Source organism: Ruegeria sp. AH12 (genome assembly GCF_056541465.1).
On record NZ_JBQFYL010000003.1, the window covers coordinates 85,636 to 103,878 of the forward strand.

Sequence of the window (18,243 nt, forward strand, 5' to 3'; positions counted from 1 at the left end):
GCTGGTTTTGGGCGCCCGCGTGATCAACGCATGACAAACGGGTCCGGGATCGGGTCGTCGCTGGTGCGCAGCCAGACGGATTTGATCTTGGTGTAGTCCAGCGCCGCCTGCAGGCCACCCTCGCGCCCATAACCGGACAGACCGTGGCCCCCGAACGGGGCAATGGGGCTGACGGCGCGGTAAGTGTTGACCCAGACGATGCCCGAACGAATGGCGCGGATCATGCGGTGCGCACGTGTCAGGTTCTGCGTGAACAGGCCTGAGGCCAGTCCGAACTTTGTATCGTTGGCAATGGCGATGGCTTCGGCCTCGGTCTCGAACGAAACAACCGACAGGACCGGGCCGAAGAATTCGTTTATCAGGCTATCGGCGTCTGGCACGTCCGAACAATCCAGAATAGTGGGTGGAAAATAGAACCCATCCCGGTCAATCGGGTGCCCACCGGTGATCAACTTGGCCCCCTGCGCGACAGATCGCTGGATCAGATCGACCGCGTGATCGCGCTGGCGCAAGGTGCAAAGCGGACCAACCTCGGTGCCCATGTCATCGGGCGCGCCGATCACGACCGCTTCGGCCTTGGTTTTGAGCCGTGAAAGGAATTCGTCCTTGATAGAGGCCTGTATTACCAGCCGCGACCCAGCCACACAGCTTTGCCCTGTTGCCGCAAAAATCCCTGAAACCTGCGCGTTTACGGCGCTTTCGATATCGGCATCCTCGAAGACGATGAACGGTGATTTGCCGCCCAGCTCTAACGAGGTCGAAGCCAGGTTCTCAGCCGAGTTTCGCACGATATGGCGTGCAGTCTCCGGCCCTCCGGTAAAGGCCACGTGCGCAACTTTCGGGTGGCTGGTCAGGGTGGCACCTACGACGGGTCCTCCGGTGATGACGTTCAGTACGCCTTTCGGAAAGCCCGCCTGATCGAAGATGCGGGCAAATTCCAGCATCGGGGCTGGCCCGTCTTCCGAGGCTTTCAGAACAACCGTGCAGCCTGCCGCCAAAGCAGGGCCGATTTTGACCGCCGACAGGAACAGTTGTGAATTCCAAGGCACCACCGCCGCCACAACGCCGATGGGTTCACGGCGCAGCCAGACCTCCATATCCGGTTTGTCGATGGGCAGATGCGCCCCTTCGATCTTGTCCGCCAATCCGGCATAATAGCGATAATAATCGGCGACATAGGCAATCTGGGCCGAGGTTTCGCGGATGATCTTGCCGGTATCGCGGGTTTCCAGCTCGGCCAGACGCGGGGCGTTTTCTGCGATCAGATCAGCCAGCCGGTACAGCAGTTTGCCACGGGCCGTCGCCGTCATCCCAGCCCACTCGGGTGAGAAAAACGCACGATCTGCCGCCTCGACAGCCTGATTGGCATCCTCTGCGCTGGCCTCGGGCATCTGCGCCCAAACCGCACCGGTGGCCGGGTCCAGACTGTCAAACTGCACCGCACCGTCCGAGAATGCGCCGTCAATATACTGTTGAAACTGCTGCATCTTTCGGCACCTCTTTATTGAAACGCCGGCATGACGTCTTTGATAAACCGCTCAAGCGAGGCTTTCTTACGCTCGAACGGCATGCTGGAATCGATCCAGAAAGAGTATTCGTCATACCCCAACGCCTGGTAATTGCGCAGACGGTCGATCACGCTGTCAACCGTGCCGATCACCAGATCGCGCTTGATGTTTTCAGGCGAATAAAACGGATGCGCCGCGATTTCTTCGTCGCTGAGCGGATCAATCAGGCCTTGTCTGATCTCGCGCTTGTTCATGAACCAGGCGCCGAAATAGTTGTAAAACCGGTTCAGCTCGATCGCCGCCTGTTTCACATCCGCCTCATCGCTGGCTACATAAGTATGCATCAGCAGCATGATGCGCGGGCGCGGAATGTCGGGAAACTTGGCACAGGCGTCGTTGAACTTGGACATCAGGCTTGTGACCTCTTCATCGCCGCTCCACAGCGGAGTCACCTGCACGTTGCAGCCATTTGATACAGCAAATTCGTGGCTATTTGGATCCCGTGCCGCAACCCAGATCGGGGGTCCATCCTGTTGCACCGGTTGCGGGGCTGAGGTTGTTTTGGGGAACTCAAAGAACTCGCCTTTATGTGCGTAATCCCCTTGCCAAAGGTTCTGAACGGCTGGGATCAACTCACGCATGCGTTGCCCGGCTTCCCAAGCGTCCATACCCGGCATCAAACGTTCATATTCAAAGCTGTAGGCCCCACGGGCGATGCCCAGATCCAGACGACCGTCCGTGATGATGTCGGTCATTGCCGCTTCACCCGCCAGTCGGATCGGATGCCAGAACGGTGCGATGATCGTACCCGTGCCCAGCCGCACGTTTTTGGTATGACACGCCACGTCGACCAGATTCAGGAAGGGGTTCGGCGCGATGGTGAAATTCATCCCGTGATGTTCACCCGTCCAGACAGCGTGCATGCCACCATCATCGGCGATTTTGCACAGCTGGATGAACTCATCATACAGTTGCTTCTGATCCTGATCTTCCGAGATCCGTTCCATATGCGCAAAGAGCGAGAATTTCATGCGCCTTTACCTCCTGCCAGACAGCGGCTTGACCTCACCGCTGACCTCATTGCCGTAATACACCCCAAAGTTCCCAAGCTGACTTTCCGCTGCAAACCGCTCCAACATCGTGCAGAGCGCTGGGTCAGAAACATCCATCAGCGTTGACGCGGTAATCTCGGTGAAAACACCGTTTGCTGGGTCGCCGCTATCGGCCTGACACAGGAACGAGATATGTTGCTGTTTGCGCGCTTCGTCCTGAAAGACCGAATAGATGAACCCGGGCTCGGCGTGGATTCCGCTTTCCCGGATCAGCTGTGCGAGTGCAGCATTTGCACCGCCCGCTACATCATCGGTCTTGGGAATGGTCAGGTGGCCGTTGCCATCATCCTGCAACAGGATTTTGCCATCCCTCTCGATCAAGGCGGAAACCACCATGTCGGACCGTTTGCTTAGCGCCCGTGCCTCGGCCGCGGGGGTCACATAGGCGCCGCGCGCATAGCCCAACCCGGGCGCGATATCCTGATCAAAGGCTTTGACCTGACCGAGCAGGATCAGGTGATCCCCAGCATCAATGGTCTTGTGCATCTCGCAATCAAACCACGCGCAGACGCCATCCAAAATGGGCGAGCCATGGGGACCCGGCTGCCAGTCAACGGTTGCAAACCGATCCTCGACCGGGCGGGCAAAGGTATTGGACACCTCGATTTGTGCCTCGGACAGGATGTTGATGGCAAATTGCTTCGTTGCGGCGAAGCTCTCGTAGTTGCTGGAGGTATTGGCCAGACAGACCAGTACCAGGGGCGGATTCAGCGAGACCGAGGTGAAAGAATTCGCGGTAAAGCCCAACGGTTCCCCGGCATCGTCATGGGTGGTGACAACGGTCACCCCGGTCATGAAACTGCCAAAGGCGTTGCGCAGGGTGTGTGGGTCATCGAGTGTGCTTGGGTCAAATTCAATCATGTCAGCACGTCCTGTTCGGCGGGCATATGCAGCCAGTCAACCAGTGCCTTATTGACTTCGTCTGGTGCCGTAAGGTTCAGCATGTGCCGGTGATTTTCGACGACAACGGCAAGCCCATTGGGTGCCGCACTAGCCATCGCCCGCGACATCGCGGGGGTGGAGTTTGGATCGCCTTCACCCGTCAAAGCCAGCAGAGGGCACGCGATCTTGTCAAACTGGTCCGCGTAAAGCGCATCACCACGGGCAAACGCGCCATAAGCCGTGGCGTAGCCTTCAATATCGACTTCTGACAGCCACCCTGCCACATCCTGTCGGGCGCTTTGCTCGGTGGGCGTGTCGCCAAACCAACGTTGCAGAGGGGTCTCCAGATCAAATGATCCCGCCCTAATCAGTTCAGCCCGCGCAATCACCGATTGTTTGGCCGTCGCATCGCGGCAGAATACACCGTTCAGCAGGGCAACTCGTGAGACGCGATCAGGGTGGTCGATGGTAAATCCACCCGCGATCAGGGCCCCCATCGAGTGACCTACCAGGCTCACCTGCCTAAGACCAAGCACGTCCAAGACAGCATGCAACCAATCAATAAAGACAGGTAATTCCGAGCCTGCGGGGATCGGGTCACTGCCCCCGTGCCCCGGCATATCCAACGCAATCACGTGATGCGCGTTTGACAGCGCTGTGATCTGCGGGGCCCAGGCCGCAGATTGCATGCCAACGCCGTGGATCAGCACAACTGGTGCGTGCTTGCCCGCCTGGGCTTGCCCGGCCTCAAGATATGAGACCCGTCCGAACGGCTTAGACAGCTGCAGGATTGTCGACGTCATGCCCCAGTTCCTTCAGATCCTGATACCGGTCGCCAATGCGGTGATGCGGTCGTCCCCCGATGGAGGCCCCCAATGCGATCATGATCTCATCAGGAGCGGGGGCATCTGCCACTTGCAGCTGAATGGTCAGGTAATGACTGCGCCGCCCGCCATCGTTCTTGTCCATCAGCGGGATTTGCATCGCAGCGTTTGCCGGACCACGCGTATTGGTGAACGCCAGATAGGATTTCGCGCCCACGGCCTCGCGGTAAAAATTTCCAAACCGCAATGTGTGGATCAGGGCCGAGCCGTGCTCAACCTCGCCATTCACGCCGACAATGGCAGCTTTGCCATAGCCTTCGACCTTATCGCCACCGCCAGCGGCTTCCAGCACCATGTCGGTCAGCATCTTTCCCAGACCCGGCGCGCAATCGTGGATCTTGGGCTTCAGGTCGTCCACAAAACCGCGCCCGGACCAGGGGTTTCTGATGACTGCAACGGCGGCAATCATCTTCAGCGGGGTTTCGGCCACCTTCCCCCCTTCGATCAGAGTGTTTTCGACATGCAGCAGGGTTTTGCGGATTTCGGCGGGCATGTGGCTGGTCCTTGCGATTCGATATAGAAGAAGATGGTATACCATCATACAAACTGTCAATCATACCTTGTACAAAAATCACCAAACCGCTACTGCTTTGGCCATGACGGCATCGAAACTGACGAAGATAGATCACCCTCCTGCCACCTTGCGCGACATGGTGCAGGAACGGATGCGCGAGGCGATCATCGAAGGCGCGTTCGAGCCTGGTGAGAGACTGGTGGAACGTCCGCTTTGCGATCAGCTGGGCGTCAGCAGGACGGTGGTTCGCGAGACCATCCGATATCTCGAAGCGGAGGGTCTGGTAGAGATTTTGCCGGGACGCGGACCGATCGTCGCGATCATGACCTGGAACGATGCGCGCCAGATCTATGATATCCGCCGCATGCTGGAAACCGCAGCCGCTGAGAACTGCGCGCGCAACATGACGTCGGATCGTGTAAGGGCGCTAAAGCAGGCATTGGGTCGCCTCAAACGCGGGTTCAAGGACAGCACGTCCGGTACTGTGTTTCGTGCGACGGCAGATTTCTACTCCGAAATTTTTGATGGCGCAGGGCATCACATCGCCTGGGATATCGTCCAGCGCCTGAATGGGCGGATCAGCCGCCTACGCATGATGACCCTGTCGTCTACAGACCGGGATCAGCCCGGCATCGCGCATATGGAACAGATTTGCGAGGCTATTATCTCGGGCAATCCTGCCGCTGCCCGCAGTGCGGTCGAGCGACATCTGGATGACACCACGAAAATCGCGGAACGGCTGTTTGCTGGATGACTGATGCCGTTTCAGTACAAGATATGATCGACAGATACTCAGCAGGTAGCTCCACCAGGACTTCGGACCCGTGTGATCCGTACGCATCAAGTAACAGTGATAACCGGGTTTGTGAGGGTTGATCCTATCGCCATAGCGATAGTTGACCCCACCTCCCTCGCCCGCTTTGGTGTGCACGGCGTTTCTGGTTTCCTCATAGCGGCGAAAGAACGAAGTGATCGGGGCACGCAGCGCATCTGCCATTGCTTGTAATGTGATCAGAGAAGACGAATTTCAATCTTCGACAACATACTGATCGACGAGCCTGTCAGGGCAGACAACTCGGATATCGCCGTTCCCAATTACAATCGAAAGGCTTTGATTTCGCAGCCAATCGCGGTTTTGAGGTTCTTTTTACCACTGTCGCGCAACTGATGCGGATTCTGCGAGAGAGTCGCTTTGTCTTCGCTTATCTTGGCCAAAGTTATTCCCGCTTCCCCGTCGTTATTTGTTAATTACGCCTAACCATGTCACATAGATGCTCCCTCTTGGTTAGATGGTCTTGAGGGGAATATTTTTTGCATCTTGGTGTGAAACAGGTACGGTCCTCTGAGGCTTGTGCCTGAACTACGAGTAACGGAGGCTGACATGCCCCAAACAGCGCCGCCCCTGAAAGACCTGGGCTTGGAGGGGCGTGAAGAGATTTCCGTCGGTTTTCTACTGCTTCCCAGCTTTCCGATGGCCTGTCTGTCATCAGTAATCGAACCGTTGCGCGCGGCCAATGAAATCGCGCAGAGAAATTTGTTTGTCTGGACGCTGTATTCCGAGGATGGCGCTTCGATTGATTGTAGTGCAGGCATTCAGTTTCAGGCCGGCGGCGCGCTGAAAGATGTTGAAAGTGTTGATTTTCTTGTTGTCCTGTCCGAACCCGACGGGCAGTTCAACGCGCCAAATGACGTGTCCGCCAAGCTGCGCTACCTGTCGCGCCATGGCACCAGGCTATGCGCGATCAGCGGCGGGGTGTTTCCATTGGCTAAGTCTGGTGTTCTGGACGGGCAAACCTGTTCAGTGCACTGGCTTTATCGCACCGCGTTCGAGCACGCTTTTCCTCAGATCGAGGTTAGCGATGACGTGATTGCCGTGAACCAACGCAGCTTTACAGCCTCGGGCGCGGCGGCGGCTTTTGACTTAACGCTGCATATGATCGAAACCACTTTGGGTGATGCGATCATGACCGAGGTTGCGTGCTGGTTTCAGCACCCCGCGATCCGCAGCCCGAACATCCGCCAGAAAACCCCGACCTTTCAAACTGATGAAACCGCTGATCATCTACCAACCGTGGTCTCACACGCGGTTCGGCTGTTTTCCGAGAACCTTGAGTATCCACTAACAACGCGCGAGATCGCGCAGCAGGTTGGTGTATCGGCCCGTCATCTAGAGCGCAGTTTTCGCCAGGCCGTAGGCCAAAGCCCCGGCGAATATTATCGGCAACTGCGCCTGCGCGCAGCGCGGCAGCTGGTGATCTATACGCAGGACTCGCTTACATCGATCGCGCAGGCGGTTGGGTATACCAACCCGACCTCGATGTCGCGGCAATATGCCGAGCAATTTGGCGCTTCGCCCCGGCAGGACCGTCAGGCACGTAACCAGTTTCGGCATACGCGCGACAGCTTCCTGCACTGAATGCTGTTTAGCGCGCCGCGGTCGACTGCGCCGCCTCTTCCATCGCATGATAGAGCGAACCCGCCGAGGACCTTGGCCCCAAAACGGCAAAGCGTGTTCCGGCCTCGATGCACCACAGGTAACAGCCGATGTGATGGATGGCGCATCTGGTCGCGGTTTGCGGTTGCATGGTGCGAATATCCACATTGCACAGCCGTTCGAACAGATCGCAGGCAGAAGCTCCGGTTAGATCAAAACGGCACCAGCCATCGGTTTGCTCGACCACCGACGCGGTGTCCTGCATGGCGGACTTGAGGTCTGCGGCCAGTGTATGATGCGAGGTATAGCTAGCGTCGATCATCCAGCTGTCAGAACCAATCCAGAAGGCAGAGTACGGCGACCCAACCTCTGCGCCCCCAGCTTCAGGGAGTTCGATCCCCAGCGTCTCTTTTGCCCGTCTGGCGAATTCGGCGTCCTGACCCAATCGCATCGACAACGAGGCGAGCGCGCGGTCGGTAACCTCGGTCAGGGTCATGTCGCCAATGGTCGAGACCTTTAGGTCGCTTGCGCCCAGTGCGGTGATGGCTTTCAGTTTATGCACGAAGACGCTCCCCTTCCGGATCGACAAAATGGGCGCTGACGACCTCTACCTCGGTCTCGGACCCTTCCAGCGGATTAACCAGACGGATGACTTCTCCTATCCGGTCAGCTCCGTTTTTCAGGAAACCAAGCCCAATCGAGGAACCCAGGTTTGGCGAATACGCTGCCGAGGTGACATAGCCCTGATCATGGGCCGCATCGACCGGCCCGTCCTTGTTCATCAGATGCCCGCCTGCGGTGACCGTTTGCGTCGCATTGATTGGCTTCAGCCCCACCAATCGTAGCGCATCCGGTTCATTCAGCCCGCCGCGTTCGCTGAGTGTGTTGCCGATACAGTCTTTCTTTTTGCTGACCATCCGCCCCAGGCCCAGGTTCAACGCCGTTGTCGTGCCATTGATCTCATTGCCCGTCGCATGACCTTTTTCGATCCGCATGACGCCCAAGGCTTCGGTGCCATAGGGGGTCACATCGAACTCTTCACCCGCCTCCATCAGCGCCCGGATCAGTGCATCGCCGTAGCGGGTCGGCACCGCGATCTCATAGGCCAGCTCACCACTGAACGAGATGCGGAACAGCCGCGCGCGGCAGCCGCCGCAAACAGTGATTTCGCTGCAGGCCATGAACGGGAAGGCGTCGTTTGAGATGTCGAACTCGGCATCAACCAGTTTTTGCAGCAGCTTGCGCGAATTCGGTCCTGCAACGGCATATTGTGCCCAGGCCTCGGTGGTTGAGATCAGTTGAACATCCAGATCGGGCCACAGACACTGCCGCGCAAATTCCATCTGGCGATAGACCAACACTGCATTTGCGGTCGTCGTGGTGACGACGAAATGATCCTCGGCAAACCGCGCGGCGGTGCCGTCGTCATAGGCGATGCCATCCTCGCGCAGCATCAAGCCATAGCGCACCTTGCCGACGGGCAGTTTGGCAAAACCGTTCGCGTAGATCTTGTTCAGAAACTCCGCCGCATCCGCGCCTTGCACGTCGATTTTGCCCAGCGTGGTCACATCGCAAACGCCAACCGAATTGCGGGTGGCCAGAACCTCGCGATCCACAGACTGCCGCCAATGAGTTTCACCCTTCTGCGGATACCATTGCGCGCGCAGCCAGTCTCCGACCTCGGTGAACACGGCACCCTGCTCGGTGGCCCATTTGTGGCTGGGTGTTTTTCGGGTGGGGTGGAACTGCTTGCCGACCGCGCGCCCGGCCAAAGTGCCCATCGCCACCGGCGTATAAGGCGGGCGGAAGATAGTTGTACCGGTCTCGGGGATCGACTTGCCGGTCATCTCGGCCATCACCGCTAGACCGCCCATATTCGACGTCTTGCCCTGATCGGTCGCCATCCCAAGGGTCGTGTAACGTTTCAGGTGCTCGACCGAGACAAAATTCTCCTGATGCGCCAGCTTCACATCCTTGACGGTTACATCGTTCTGCTGGTCGATCCAGGCCCGGCCCTTGCCGTCTTTCACATACCAGAAGGGCTGCAGATTGACCGGCGCATCCTCGGCTTGTGGCAAGTCGCCCGGCGTGGCCTGAATGCCCAGATCGGCCAACGCCTCGACGGCACGGGCGGCCCCGGTTTCCATTGCGCCGTGGGTTGACAACGCACCTGCTGCCGCACCGGCGACCGACAAGCCAATCGGAAGAGATTCACCCGGCACAAACGCTGCCAGCGCTTCGTTCCATTGGGGCCGTCCGCGCTGATGGCAGGTCAAATGCACATTCGGGTTCCAACCACCTGACACGGCTAGCGCGCCGCAGATGATGTCACTCGTAAAGCCCTGCGCGGTACGGATCGTGACGGTCTCAAGACCCAGTCGGCCTTTGCTGTCGATCACCTGCGCTCCGGCGAAGCACTCGGTGCCGTCGATCGCAGGAGCATCGGCCCGCGTATCAATCACAGCCGCAACTTGAACGCCTTTTGCCATCAGGTCCGTAGCCGTCCGGTGCCCATCGTCATTGTTTGTAAAGACAGCGACGCGTTCATGTGGCGTCGCGGCCCAACGGTTGGCATAAGAGCGCACGGCCCCCGCCATCATGATGCCAGGCCGATCATTGTTCGGGAAGGCAATGGGGCGTTCCGTAGCACCTGCACATAGAACCGCCCGTTTTGAATAAATCCGCCAGAAAATCTGGCGCGGCTCGGCTGTACCGGGTTGCGGTTTGTGATCCGCGATCCGTTCGACCGCGCCGTAGATGCCGTGGTCAAAGGCCCCAACCACTGTTGTGCGCGGCAACAGGCGTACATTATCCATCGACGTCAGTTCCGCCACGGTCTGAGCCGCCCAAGCCGATCCCGCCATGTCGCTGATGGCAAAACACTCGGAATTCAATCTCCCACCAAAGGCAAAATCCTCATCCGCCAGGATGATCCGCGCCCCGGCACGGCCAGCCGTCAGGGCGGCTGACAGACCCGCGGGCCCCGCCCCGATCACCAGCAGATCGCAATGAAGAAATCCTTTGTCATAAACGTCCGGGTCATCTTCGCCCGACACACTGCCCAGCCCGGCGGCGCGGCGGATGATGGGCTCATAAAGCTTCTCCCAAAACGCCTTGGGCCACATGAAGGTTTTATAGTAAAAGCCAGCGGTCAGGAAATTGCTGAACAGGTCATTCACCGCCATCACGTCGTGCTGAAGTGATGGCCAGCGGTTCTGAGACTGCGCCTCTAACCCTTCATAGAGCTCTGCCACGGTCGCACGCGTGTTTGGCTCCTGCCGCCCACCTTGTCGCAGTTCGACCAGCGCGTTGGGTTCTTCTGACCCGGCGGTCAGCACCCCGCGCGGTCGGTGGTATTTGAACGAACGACCCATCAGTCGCACGCCATTGGCCAACAAGGCCGAAGCAAGCGTATCGCCTGCAAGCCCCTGATAGCTTTTGCCATCAAAGGTGAAGTTCAAGTTTTGCCCGTGGTCGACCAGACCACCCTTCAATCGATTGATCTGTCTGCTCATCTGTCACGCCCCTGTGCCCGGGCCACGTCGCGGGCCAGTTCAACGTTGGTGATTTCATGAGTCAGCGTGTTACGAGTGACCACCAACCACGACCGGTCACCTTGCTCGTGAAACCAGAGCTCCCGATGCTCACCCGCCGGGTTATCACGCAAATAGAGATAGTCATGAAACGCTTCGGCCGCGTTTTCCGCCTGCCAGTCAGGGCGATCAATCATTGTAGCATCGCCCAGATAGGTGAATTCTTGTGCATCACGAGGACCCAAGAGAGGGTGATTAATGATCATCTTCAAACTCCCTCAGTGCAGGTTGGGCTGCGCGCCCATCCCTTTTTCATCGATCATGTGACCGGTGCGGAATCGATCCAGCCGATAGGCGGTTGCCACCTCATGCGGGCGGTCTGTGGACAGAAGATGCGCGAAACACCAGCCCGAGGCTGGGGTCGCCTTGAACCCGCCATAGCACCAGCCGCCGTTAAAATAGAGCCCATCAATCCCGGTGCGATCGATAAAGGGTGAGCCGTCCATCGACATGTCCATGACGCCGCCCCAGGCCCTTAATAGGCGCACACGGCCCAATGCCGGGATCAGAGAGACACCGCCTTCCACGACATCCTCGATCACCGGCAGGTTCCCCCGCTGGGCGTAGGTGTTGTACATGTCGATATCGCCGCCAAAGACCAGCCCTCCCTTGTCGGACTGGCTGCAATAGAAGTGCCCGGCACCATAGGTAATCACGCCGTCAATCAGCGGCTTCAACCCTTCCGAGACAAAAGCCTGAAGCACATGGCTTTCGATGGGCAGGCGCATGCCCGCTTTCTCCATTACTCGGCTGGATGAACCGGCGACGGCCACACCGACCTTCTTGGCCCCGATATACCCGCGCGAGGTTTCGACCCCCTGCACTTTACCGTTTTCAATGCGGAACCCAGCCACTTCGCAATTCTGAATGATATCCACGCCGCGCATATCCGCGCCACGCGCATAGCCCCAAGCCACCGCGTCATGGCGCACTGTGCCGCCGCGCCGATGCAGCAGGCCACCTTTGATCGGGAACCGTGCGTTGTTGAAGTTCAAGAACGGGTACATGGCGCGAACGCCTTCGGTGTCCAACAACTCGGCATCCGAGCCATTCAGGATCATCGCATTGCCCCGCCGCCGCGCCGCATCGCGTTGGGCATCGGTATGCACCAGGTTCAGGATCCCCCGCTGGCTAACCATAGCGTTGAAGTTGAAATCCTGCTCCAACCCTTCCCACAGTTTCAGCGAGAATTCATAGAAAGGTTCATTCCCGTCCAGCAGATAGTTCGAGCGGATGATGGTCGTGTTTCGCCCCACGTTGCCGCCACCGATCCAGCCTTTTTCCAGCACGGCGATCCGCGCCTCGCCGAATTCCTTTGCCAGGTAGTAGGCCGTGGCCAACCCGTGACCGCCGCCGCCCACAACGACGATGTCATATTCGCTTTTGGGCTCGGGGTCGCGCCAGGCCGGTCGCCAGCCTTTGTGCCCAGTCAAAGCTTCTTTGATGATCCGAAATCCGGAATACTGCATGGCTCACTCGTGTCAGTTTGAAAACAACATGCGCGATTCGAGAGAGGTTGGCTTAGATGAAATGCGGTCTAGACTTGTCTTTTTGCGACCTGATGTCGGATCACGGTATTCACGGTATTGGCGTCTCAGCCCAGTTTTTGGCTTAGAATGAAGGCGCTGCATTCGTTAGTCAGCTGTTTGAACCGTGATTTTTCTTTTTTGTACAGGTACACCTGTCGCTTGTCCGGCAGGTCAGACAACAGGCGGAACGCTGTGGTTTCCGGGATGAAGCGCGCGACGGTTTGCGGCAATATGGTGACCCACTTGCCGGTTCGGACCATCGTGATCAGCGAATGCGTGTTGTGAATGGTGACTTCGGCGTCTGCAATGGCCGTCACAAATCTTGGCGTCTGGATCAGATCGCACAGTGCGTTGCGAACGAATGAGGCGGCAATCACATCCTCAACAGAGGGTAGTTCAGGTTGCGCCATCAAGGGATGATCCGAGGCGCAGACCAGACCAAACTGGTCTTCGAACAAGGGGATCGCATTGATGCCCTTAAGCGGGTGAAACCCCGATGCGATGCCAATATCGGCCTTGCCTTCCGATAGCGCGTCCAGAACCTGTTGCGTGTCTGTATCCCGCAACTCAACCTTCACGCCCGGAAACTGCTGTGTCATGTGTTCGAGCACCGAGGGGAAGATCAGCGCTGCAACGGAAGGTACCGAGGCGATGCGGATCAACCCGTGCGACGCATCCGCCGCGGCCTCGATCGACTGTACAGTCTGGTCGAACTGACGCACTTGTTTCTGGGAAATCTCAAAAACCTGCTCACCCAACGCGGAGAGGTGGTTCTTGCGCTCACCGACAAACAGCTTTTTGCCCAGATGGCTTTCGAATTGCTTGAGGGTCATCGAAACAGCCGATTGCGTGCGCCCCAGCCTGTCCGCGGCCTCGGACAGGTTGCCCGTTTGCGCGACGGCACAGAAACAGCGCAGCATTTCAATTTTTATGGCCATAGTTCAGCTTTTCTGAAGTCAGGTTAACTTATTTGAGTTTGACTGATATCATCTGACGAGTCCATTCTGCATCAAACTTTCTTTGACCTGGGGCCCATTGTGACCAATCTGAACCTGATCGCCGGCGAATGGCTGGCCGGCGAAAGCGAAATCGAAAACCGCAACCCGTCTGATCTGACCGACGTGATCGGCCACTACGCACAGGCCAGTGCCGATCAGCTGGAAGCGACGCTGGATCAGGCGCGTGTAGCGCAGGCCGAATGGGCCGCCTATGGGCTGGAGCGCAAGCAGACCGTTCTGATGAATATCGGCAATGAACTGATGGCCCGCGCCGAAGAGCTGGGCACCCTGCTCAGCCGCGAGGAAGGCAAGCCGCTGGCCGAAGGCAAGGGCGAAGTGTTCCGGGCTGGACAATTCTTTACCTACTATGCCGCCGAATGCCTGCGCCAGATTGGTGAGAACGCCGATTCTGTGCGCCCGGATATCGAAATTGACGTGCGCCGCGAGGCTGTTGGCGTCGTCGCCGTAATCAGCCCGTGGAACTTCCCAACCGCAACCGCGTCATGGAAGATTGCGCCTGCACTTTGCTATGGCAACGCAGTGGTCTGGAAGCCTGCCAACATCACCCCGGCCTCGGCCGTTGCGCTGACCGAAATCATCAACCGTCAGGACATTCCCAAAGGTCTGTTCAGCCTTGTGATGGGCTCGGGCCGGGCGATTGGGCAACGGCTGGTCGAAAGCCCGAAGGTCAACGCCATCTCGTTCACCGGGTCGGTTCCAGTGGGCAAAGGTATTGCTGCAGCTGCGATCCAGAACCTGACCAAAGTGCAGATGGAGATGGGGTCCAAGAACGCTCTGGCCGTGATGGATGACGCCGATCTCGACCTTGCCGTCTCGCTGGCGTTGGGTGGGGCCTTTGGGGGCACCGGCCAGAAATGCACCGCCTCCTCTCGACTGATCGTTCATGCGGCCATTCACGATGCATTTGTCGAAAAACTGGTGGCTGGTGCGCAGTCAATGAAGGTTGGCCATGCGCTAGAAGACGGCACTCAGATGGGTCCGGTTGTCAGTGAACAGCAGCTGTCGGAAAACCTGGCTTATGTTGATCTGGGCAAATCCGAAGGGGCCGAACTGGCCTGTGGCGGCCAACGTTTGGACATGCCCCATGACGGTTATTACATGTCGCCCGGCGTGTTCCTGAACACCACCAATGACATGCGTATCAACCGCGAAGAAATGTTTGCGCCGCTGACCTCAGTCATCAAGGTGGGCAGCTATGATGAGGCGCTGGCTACCGTCAACGACACCAATTTCGGACTGACCTCAGGCATCGTGACGCAGAACCTGGCGCGCGCCACCCATTTCCGCCGCAACGCCCGCACCGGGGTTGTGACCGTGAACCTGCCCACCGCAGGCACAGATTATCACGTGCCTTTCGGTGGCCGCGGCGACAGCTCGTACGGCCCGCGCGAGCAGGGCAAGGCTGCGGCCGAGTTCTACACCACCGTCAAAACCGCTTATATCAGCGCTGGAAAGCCGATGTGATGCGGATCGACGGGCTGCAATACGCCAATTGGTCGGAAAAGATCTTTCGGCAATTGCGCGAAGGTGGCGTGGACGCGATCCATGTCACCATCGCCTATCATGAGAATTTCCGCGAAACGGTTCTGAACTTTGAAAAGTGGAACCGCTGGTTCGAACAATACCCAGACCTGATCATGAAAGGCCGCTGGGCCAGCGATATCGACACAGCGCGCGAAACCGGGCGGACGGCTGTGTTCTTTGGCTTTCAGAACCCGTCACCTATCGAAGACGATATCGGTCTGGTCGAGATCGTGCACACGTTGGGCGCGAGGTTCATGCAGCTGACCTACAACAACCAGTCCCTGCTGGCGACGGGCTGCTATGAGGCTGAAGACACCGGCATCACCCGCATGGGCAAGCAGGTCATCAAAGAAATGAACCGTGTAGGTCTTGTTGTTGACATGAGCCATTCAGCGGATCGGTCGACAATTGAGGCCGCTGACCTGTCCGAGCGTCCCATCGCCATCACTCACGCCAACCCGCATGAATGGTCACCCGCCTTGCGCAATAAGCGTGACGACGTGATCCGTGCGGTGACAGAAAATGGTGGGATGCTCGGCTTTTCGGTCTATCCTCATCATCTGAAAGACAAGTCCGACTGCACGCTGGAAAGCTTTTGCGAAATGATCGCGCGAACGGCTGAGAAGTTCGGCGCCGAACATTTGGGGATCGGCACGGACCTGTGCCAGGATCAGCCCGACAGCGTGGTCGAATGGATGCGCGTTGGGCGCTGGACTAAGGAAATTGACTATGGCGAAGGGTCAGCCAGCAATGCAGGCTTCCCCCCGATGCCCAGCTGGTTCAATGACAACCGTGACTTTGGCAATATCGAGGAGGGGTTGCGCGCGACCGGCCTGAATGATGACGAGGTGGCCGGGATCATGGGGTACAACTGGTACAGGTTCTTTGCCGAAAACTTCGTCGCTCAGGGGTGAGAGGATGGAAACGCAGACCGAGACACAGATCGAAAGACGAGACCCAGCAACGGTCATGCGCCTGTCGCGGTTGGGGTCGCTGCATCAATGTCGTTTGAGCTTCATGCGACAGCTGACGCGCCGTCTTGCGCAAGAGAACTGGTCCTTCACACGCCCGGTCTTTGACATTGATGCCAATGGCGTTGGTCGGGCCGTATATACGGCGCAAGGGCCGGAACGCGCCTATTCGTTGGTCGCCTTTGCCCATGATCTGCCTCCGGAACAGCGATCTGACCGGGTGATCGCCGAAGCCTGGGACGCCACCTTTACCCTCTTCGATGGCGTTCCGACCAAAGCCGATATCGACCGCTTGTCCCAAAATGTACCGTTGCAAGAGGCTGGACGTGTCAGCGAGAGCGAACTGTCCCTGTCCCGCGCCAACCGTTCAGTCCGGTTGTGGGCTCATGTTGTGGATGCCCTGGCGGCAGGGAAACAACCCGATTTGTCGCAAATACATCAGGTCGGTTACCTGATGCGTACAACCGCGGTTTACGGATCGGGCAAATTCGGCGCGGCGGATCGAGAGAAAGTTGCAAACCGCCCCGAGGCGCAGGCACCGTTTCAGGTTGAGATGCTGTCCGTGTTTCTGACCCGTACCTTTGTGCGCGATCTGGTGCAGCATATGGCCAATGTGAAAGGCGGCGAACAAGCCGCACAGTTGGACCCCGAGATTGCGCGTTGGCTGGGGATCGGGAACTCCACGGGGTTGGGTATGGCTCCCTTCATCGTCAACCACCCGGTCCTGTTCAACAACTGGATCATGGCGCGGGAAGAGGCGATCGCTCGTGTCCGCTCGGTCGCTACAGCAACGCGGTACGAAGTAGATCAATTCCGCAACCTGTTCCGTCGCAGCCAGCTGTCGATTTCATGGTGGCATTCTGAACATCCGATACAGATCAAAAAACTCGCGCATTTGAATGCCGATCTTAAGGCGATTGCGGCCTATCTGGACGATGATGACCTGAGCGGTGCAAATCCGTGGGACCGACTCGTCGGTTGGTCTGAAACCGCGCTGAGTGAGGAAGGGCAGGAGTTTGTGGCTTCGCTGATCCTCGAACCCTATCCGGGTCTTGTTGACGGGCTGACATCCTGCATGGCGGACAGCCGGACAGAGGCATTTGTGATCAATGGCAGAATGTCCATCGGCCAAGCCTGTGGTCTGATCCGAGAAACATATGGATGGGCGCTTGATCTGGATTGGACAGCTCGGGAACACTGTGCCCGCGCCTGGTACGTGTCCGAAGAAAAACTGGAACCCCGACTGGGCGAACGGTTCGAAGAGCCTATCGAGGCGTATGAACAACCCCTCGCCCCAGCGCGCGATGCGGCTGCGGCTTATGCAGCGCTGAAAAAGTGGGATGACAGCCAGACCATTGCCGAATTTCTACTGCGCCACCCCGAACACCGCCACACGATCCGTCGCGCGCAACTGGCGCGTGCCACACCGTATGGGGAAATCCGCGACAATACGATCGGAGACGCAGTGTTGCCCATCGATATGTTGCGGGCAAAACTGTCTTTCTTTGGCGCGACGCATTTTGACCCGCGCTCGGATCGGTGGGTGCGCATCTGCATGTATTCTGGCGCGCCCTATCCCGAAGAGCTGACGGCTGAAAACGCCGATCTATGGGTTTATCCGCAGGAACCCGCATGAACTTTTCATTGAACGAGATGGAGGCGACTGCCAAACGCGCCACCCGTGGTGCGGGCTATACCTGGGGTCAGGCCGAAGAAGCGGCCAAGGCAACAAGATGGCTTTGTGAAAAAGGCCTGGATGGGGCCGGATCGCTCGCAACCTTGTTGTGCCTTGGTTACGCATCCAATCCCGATCTACACCGCCCTAAGCAAATCGAGGGTGTTTGGACAAGCGAAGCTGCCCTCTGTCCGCTTTCAATCGGCCCCTTGCTTTCAGACTGTGTTCACATGTTGGACGACGGCCCGATTGAGATCCATGATCTTGCAGCCTCTGCCTTGATATTGCCTTTTGCGTCCTATGCCGCACGAGCGCTGAATTGTCCGATCGCCGTTGAGATTGATCGGGTACGCACCATCACGGATGGTGTTACTCTATCAGCACTCGATATGCCTGCGGTCCCGGCACAACGCGTTACAGTTCAACGCAGCACAGAACCAGTTTCACCCCGCGATCCGTATACGCGCGCTGCCCCGACGCAAAAAGATTGGCAGACGCTACTCACTTTCGCCCACCGCACTTATGCCCCCGCGACCGAGGAATCCCGTTTGCTGGGTGCCGGTGCCGGGCTTTCCGACAATGACTAAAGAGAGATACA

General features: G+C 58.0%; 16 protein-coding genes. 6 read left to right on the forward strand and 10 right to left on the reverse strand.

What is annotated here, in order from left to right; all coding sequences use genetic code 11:
- Positions 1 to 23: 23 nt before the first annotated feature.
- The 5 genes from ACR0EL_RS07140 to ACR0EL_RS07160 are packed head-to-tail and all read right to left on the reverse strand — an operon-like array spanning position 24 to position 4,879.
- Positions 24 to 1,487 (reverse strand): aldehyde dehydrogenase, encoded by a 1,464-nt coding sequence (locus tag ACR0EL_RS07140; protein WP_480499077.1) that lies wholly within the window; start codon positions 1,485 to 1,487, stop codon positions 24 to 26.
- 14 nt (positions 1,488 to 1,501) lie between these two features.
- Positions 1,502 to 2,539, reverse strand: coding sequence for an LLM class flavin-dependent oxidoreductase (locus tag ACR0EL_RS07145; RefSeq protein ID WP_480499078.1), 1,038 nt, complete (start codon positions 2,537 to 2,539; stop codon positions 1,502 to 1,504).
- Positions 2,540 to 2,545: 6 nt separating this feature from the next.
- Complete coding sequence (locus ACR0EL_RS07150) at positions 2,546 to 3,481, reverse strand: flavin reductase (RefSeq protein ID WP_480499079.1); 936 nt, start codon at positions 3,479 to 3,481, stop codon at positions 2,546 to 2,548.
- Positions 3,478 to 4,305 carry an alpha/beta fold hydrolase gene (locus ACR0EL_RS07155; RefSeq protein ID WP_480499080.1) on the reverse strand — a complete coding sequence of 276 codons (828 nt, stop codon included), beginning with the start codon at positions 4,303 to 4,305 and terminating at the stop codon, positions 3,478 to 3,480. Before ACR0EL_RS07155 ends, ACR0EL_RS07150 begins: the two co-directional genes overlap by 4 nt.
- Positions 4,277 to 4,879 carry an amino acid synthesis family protein gene (locus ACR0EL_RS07160; protein WP_480499081.1) on the reverse strand — a complete coding sequence of 201 codons (603 nt, stop codon included), beginning with the start codon at positions 4,877 to 4,879 and terminating at the stop codon, positions 4,277 to 4,279. Before ACR0EL_RS07160 ends, ACR0EL_RS07155 begins: the two co-directional genes overlap by 29 nt.
- Positions 4,880 to 4,982: 103 nt before the next feature.
- Here ACR0EL_RS07160 and ACR0EL_RS07165 point away from each other — a divergent pair, with 103 nt between their 5' ends.
- Both ACR0EL_RS07165 and ACR0EL_RS07170 read left to right on the forward strand, forming a co-directional pair.
- The gene (locus ACR0EL_RS07165) at positions 4,983 to 5,654 is read left to right on the forward strand and encodes a GntR family transcriptional regulator (protein ID WP_480499082.1); all 672 of its coding nucleotides are present in this window, start codon (positions 4,983 to 4,985) and stop codon (positions 5,652 to 5,654) included.
- Between the two features lie 627 nt (positions 5,655 to 6,281).
- The gene (locus ACR0EL_RS07170) at positions 6,282 to 7,316 is read left to right on the forward strand and encodes a GlxA family transcriptional regulator (protein ID WP_480499083.1); all 1,035 of its coding nucleotides are present in this window, start codon (positions 6,282 to 6,284) and stop codon (positions 7,314 to 7,316) included.
- Positions 7,317 to 7,323: 7 nt separating this feature from the next.
- On the opposite strand, the gene ACR0EL_RS07175 is transcribed toward ACR0EL_RS07170, so the two are convergent.
- The 5 genes from ACR0EL_RS07175 to ACR0EL_RS07195 form a co-directional block, all read right to left on the reverse strand.
- Positions 7,324 to 7,896 (reverse strand): sarcosine oxidase subunit gamma, encoded by a 573-nt coding sequence (locus ACR0EL_RS07175; protein ID WP_480499084.1) that lies wholly within the window; start codon positions 7,894 to 7,896, stop codon positions 7,324 to 7,326.
- Entirely contained in the window at positions 7,889 to 10,849 is a 2,961-nt protein-coding gene (locus ACR0EL_RS07180; protein WP_480499085.1) for a sarcosine oxidase subunit alpha family protein, read from the reverse strand. The genes ACR0EL_RS07175 and ACR0EL_RS07180 overlap by 8 nt, the downstream gene beginning before the upstream one ends.
- Complete coding sequence (locus ACR0EL_RS07185; RefSeq protein WP_480499086.1) at positions 10,846 to 11,133, reverse strand: sarcosine oxidase subunit delta; 288 nt, start codon at positions 11,131 to 11,133, stop codon at positions 10,846 to 10,848. Before ACR0EL_RS07185 ends, ACR0EL_RS07180 begins: the two co-directional genes overlap by 4 nt.
- A 12-nt stretch (positions 11,134 to 11,145) precedes the next feature.
- Positions 11,146 to 12,396, reverse strand: coding sequence for a sarcosine oxidase subunit beta family protein (locus ACR0EL_RS07190; protein ID WP_480499087.1), 1,251 nt, complete (start codon positions 12,394 to 12,396; stop codon positions 11,146 to 11,148).
- A gap of 125 nt (positions 12,397 to 12,521) precedes the next feature.
- The gene (locus ACR0EL_RS07195; protein WP_480499088.1) at positions 12,522 to 13,394 is read right to left on the reverse strand and encodes a LysR family transcriptional regulator; all 873 of its coding nucleotides are present in this window, start codon (positions 13,392 to 13,394) and stop codon (positions 12,522 to 12,524) included.
- Positions 13,395 to 13,493: 99 nt separating this feature from the next.
- Here ACR0EL_RS07195 and ACR0EL_RS07200 point away from each other — a divergent pair, with 99 nt between their 5' ends.
- Genes ACR0EL_RS07200 through ACR0EL_RS07215 form a run of 4 tightly spaced genes read left to right on the forward strand, consistent with a single transcriptional unit; the run spans position 13,494 to position 18,232 of the window.
- Positions 13,494 to 14,939, forward strand: coding sequence for an aldehyde dehydrogenase family protein (locus tag ACR0EL_RS07200; RefSeq protein ID WP_480499089.1), 1,446 nt, complete (start codon positions 13,494 to 13,496; stop codon positions 14,937 to 14,939).
- Complete coding sequence (locus ACR0EL_RS07205) at positions 14,939 to 15,913, forward strand: membrane dipeptidase (protein WP_480499455.1); 975 nt, start codon at positions 14,939 to 14,941, stop codon at positions 15,911 to 15,913. The genes ACR0EL_RS07200 and ACR0EL_RS07205 overlap by 1 nt, the downstream gene beginning before the upstream one ends.
- A 4-nt stretch (positions 15,914 to 15,917) precedes the next feature.
- Positions 15,918 to 17,606 carry a hypothetical protein gene (locus ACR0EL_RS07210; protein ID WP_480499090.1) on the forward strand — a complete coding sequence of 563 codons (1,689 nt, stop codon included), beginning with the start codon at positions 15,918 to 15,920 and terminating at the stop codon, positions 17,604 to 17,606.
- Positions 17,603 to 18,232, forward strand: coding sequence for a DUF3726 domain-containing protein (locus ACR0EL_RS07215; protein ID WP_480499091.1), 630 nt, complete (start codon positions 17,603 to 17,605; stop codon positions 18,230 to 18,232). The genes ACR0EL_RS07210 and ACR0EL_RS07215 overlap by 4 nt, the downstream gene beginning before the upstream one ends.
- The last annotated feature ends 11 nt before the right edge of the window (positions 18,233 to 18,243 follow it).

What these genes read in the sequence shown, in the direction of transcription:
- ACR0EL_RS07140 (WP_480499077.1), bottom strand. Translation starts at nt 1,487, where the DNA reads ATGCAGCAGTTTCAACAGTATATTGACGGCGCATTCTCGGACGGTGCG.
- ACR0EL_RS07145 (WP_480499078.1), bottom strand. Translation starts at nt 2,539, where the DNA reads ATGAAATTCTCGCTCTTTGCGCATATGGAACGGATCTCGGAAGATCAG.
- ACR0EL_RS07150 (WP_480499079.1), bottom strand. Translation starts at nt 3,481, where the DNA reads ATGATTGAATTTGACCCAAGCACACTCGATGACCCACACACCCTGCGC.
- ACR0EL_RS07155 (WP_480499080.1), bottom strand. Translation starts at nt 4,305, where the DNA reads ATGACGTCGACAATCCTGCAGCTGTCTAAGCCGTTCGGACGGGTCTCA.
- ACR0EL_RS07160 (WP_480499081.1), bottom strand. Translation starts at nt 4,879, where the DNA reads ATGCCCGCCGAAATCCGCAAAACCCTGCTGCATGTCGAAAACACTCTG.
- ACR0EL_RS07165 (WP_480499082.1), top strand. Translation starts at nt 4,983, where the DNA reads ATGACGGCATCGAAACTGACGAAGATAGATCACCCTCCTGCCACCTTG.
- ACR0EL_RS07170 (WP_480499083.1), top strand. Translation starts at nt 6,282, where the DNA reads ATGCCCCAAACAGCGCCGCCCCTGAAAGACCTGGGCTTGGAGGGGCGT.
- ACR0EL_RS07180 (WP_480499085.1), bottom strand. Translation starts at nt 10,849, where the DNA reads ATGAGCAGACAGATCAATCGATTGAAGGGTGGTCTGGTCGACCACGGG.
- ACR0EL_RS07185 (WP_480499086.1), bottom strand. Translation starts at nt 11,133, where the DNA reads ATGATCATTAATCACCCTCTCTTGGGTCCTCGTGATGCACAAGAATTC.
- ACR0EL_RS07190 (WP_480499087.1), bottom strand. Translation starts at nt 12,396, where the DNA reads ATGCAGTATTCCGGATTTCGGATCATCAAAGAAGCTTTGACTGGGCAC.
- ACR0EL_RS07195 (WP_480499088.1), bottom strand. Translation starts at nt 13,394, where the DNA reads ATGGCCATAAAAATTGAAATGCTGCGCTGTTTCTGTGCCGTCGCGCAA.
- ACR0EL_RS07205 (WP_480499455.1), top strand. Translation starts at nt 14,939, where the DNA reads ATGCGGATCGACGGGCTGCAATACGCCAATTGGTCGGAAAAGATCTTT.
- ACR0EL_RS07210 (WP_480499090.1), top strand. Translation starts at nt 15,918, where the DNA reads ATGGAAACGCAGACCGAGACACAGATCGAAAGACGAGACCCAGCAACG.
- ACR0EL_RS07215 (WP_480499091.1), top strand. Translation starts at nt 17,603, where the DNA reads ATGAACTTTTCATTGAACGAGATGGAGGCGACTGCCAAACGCGCCACC.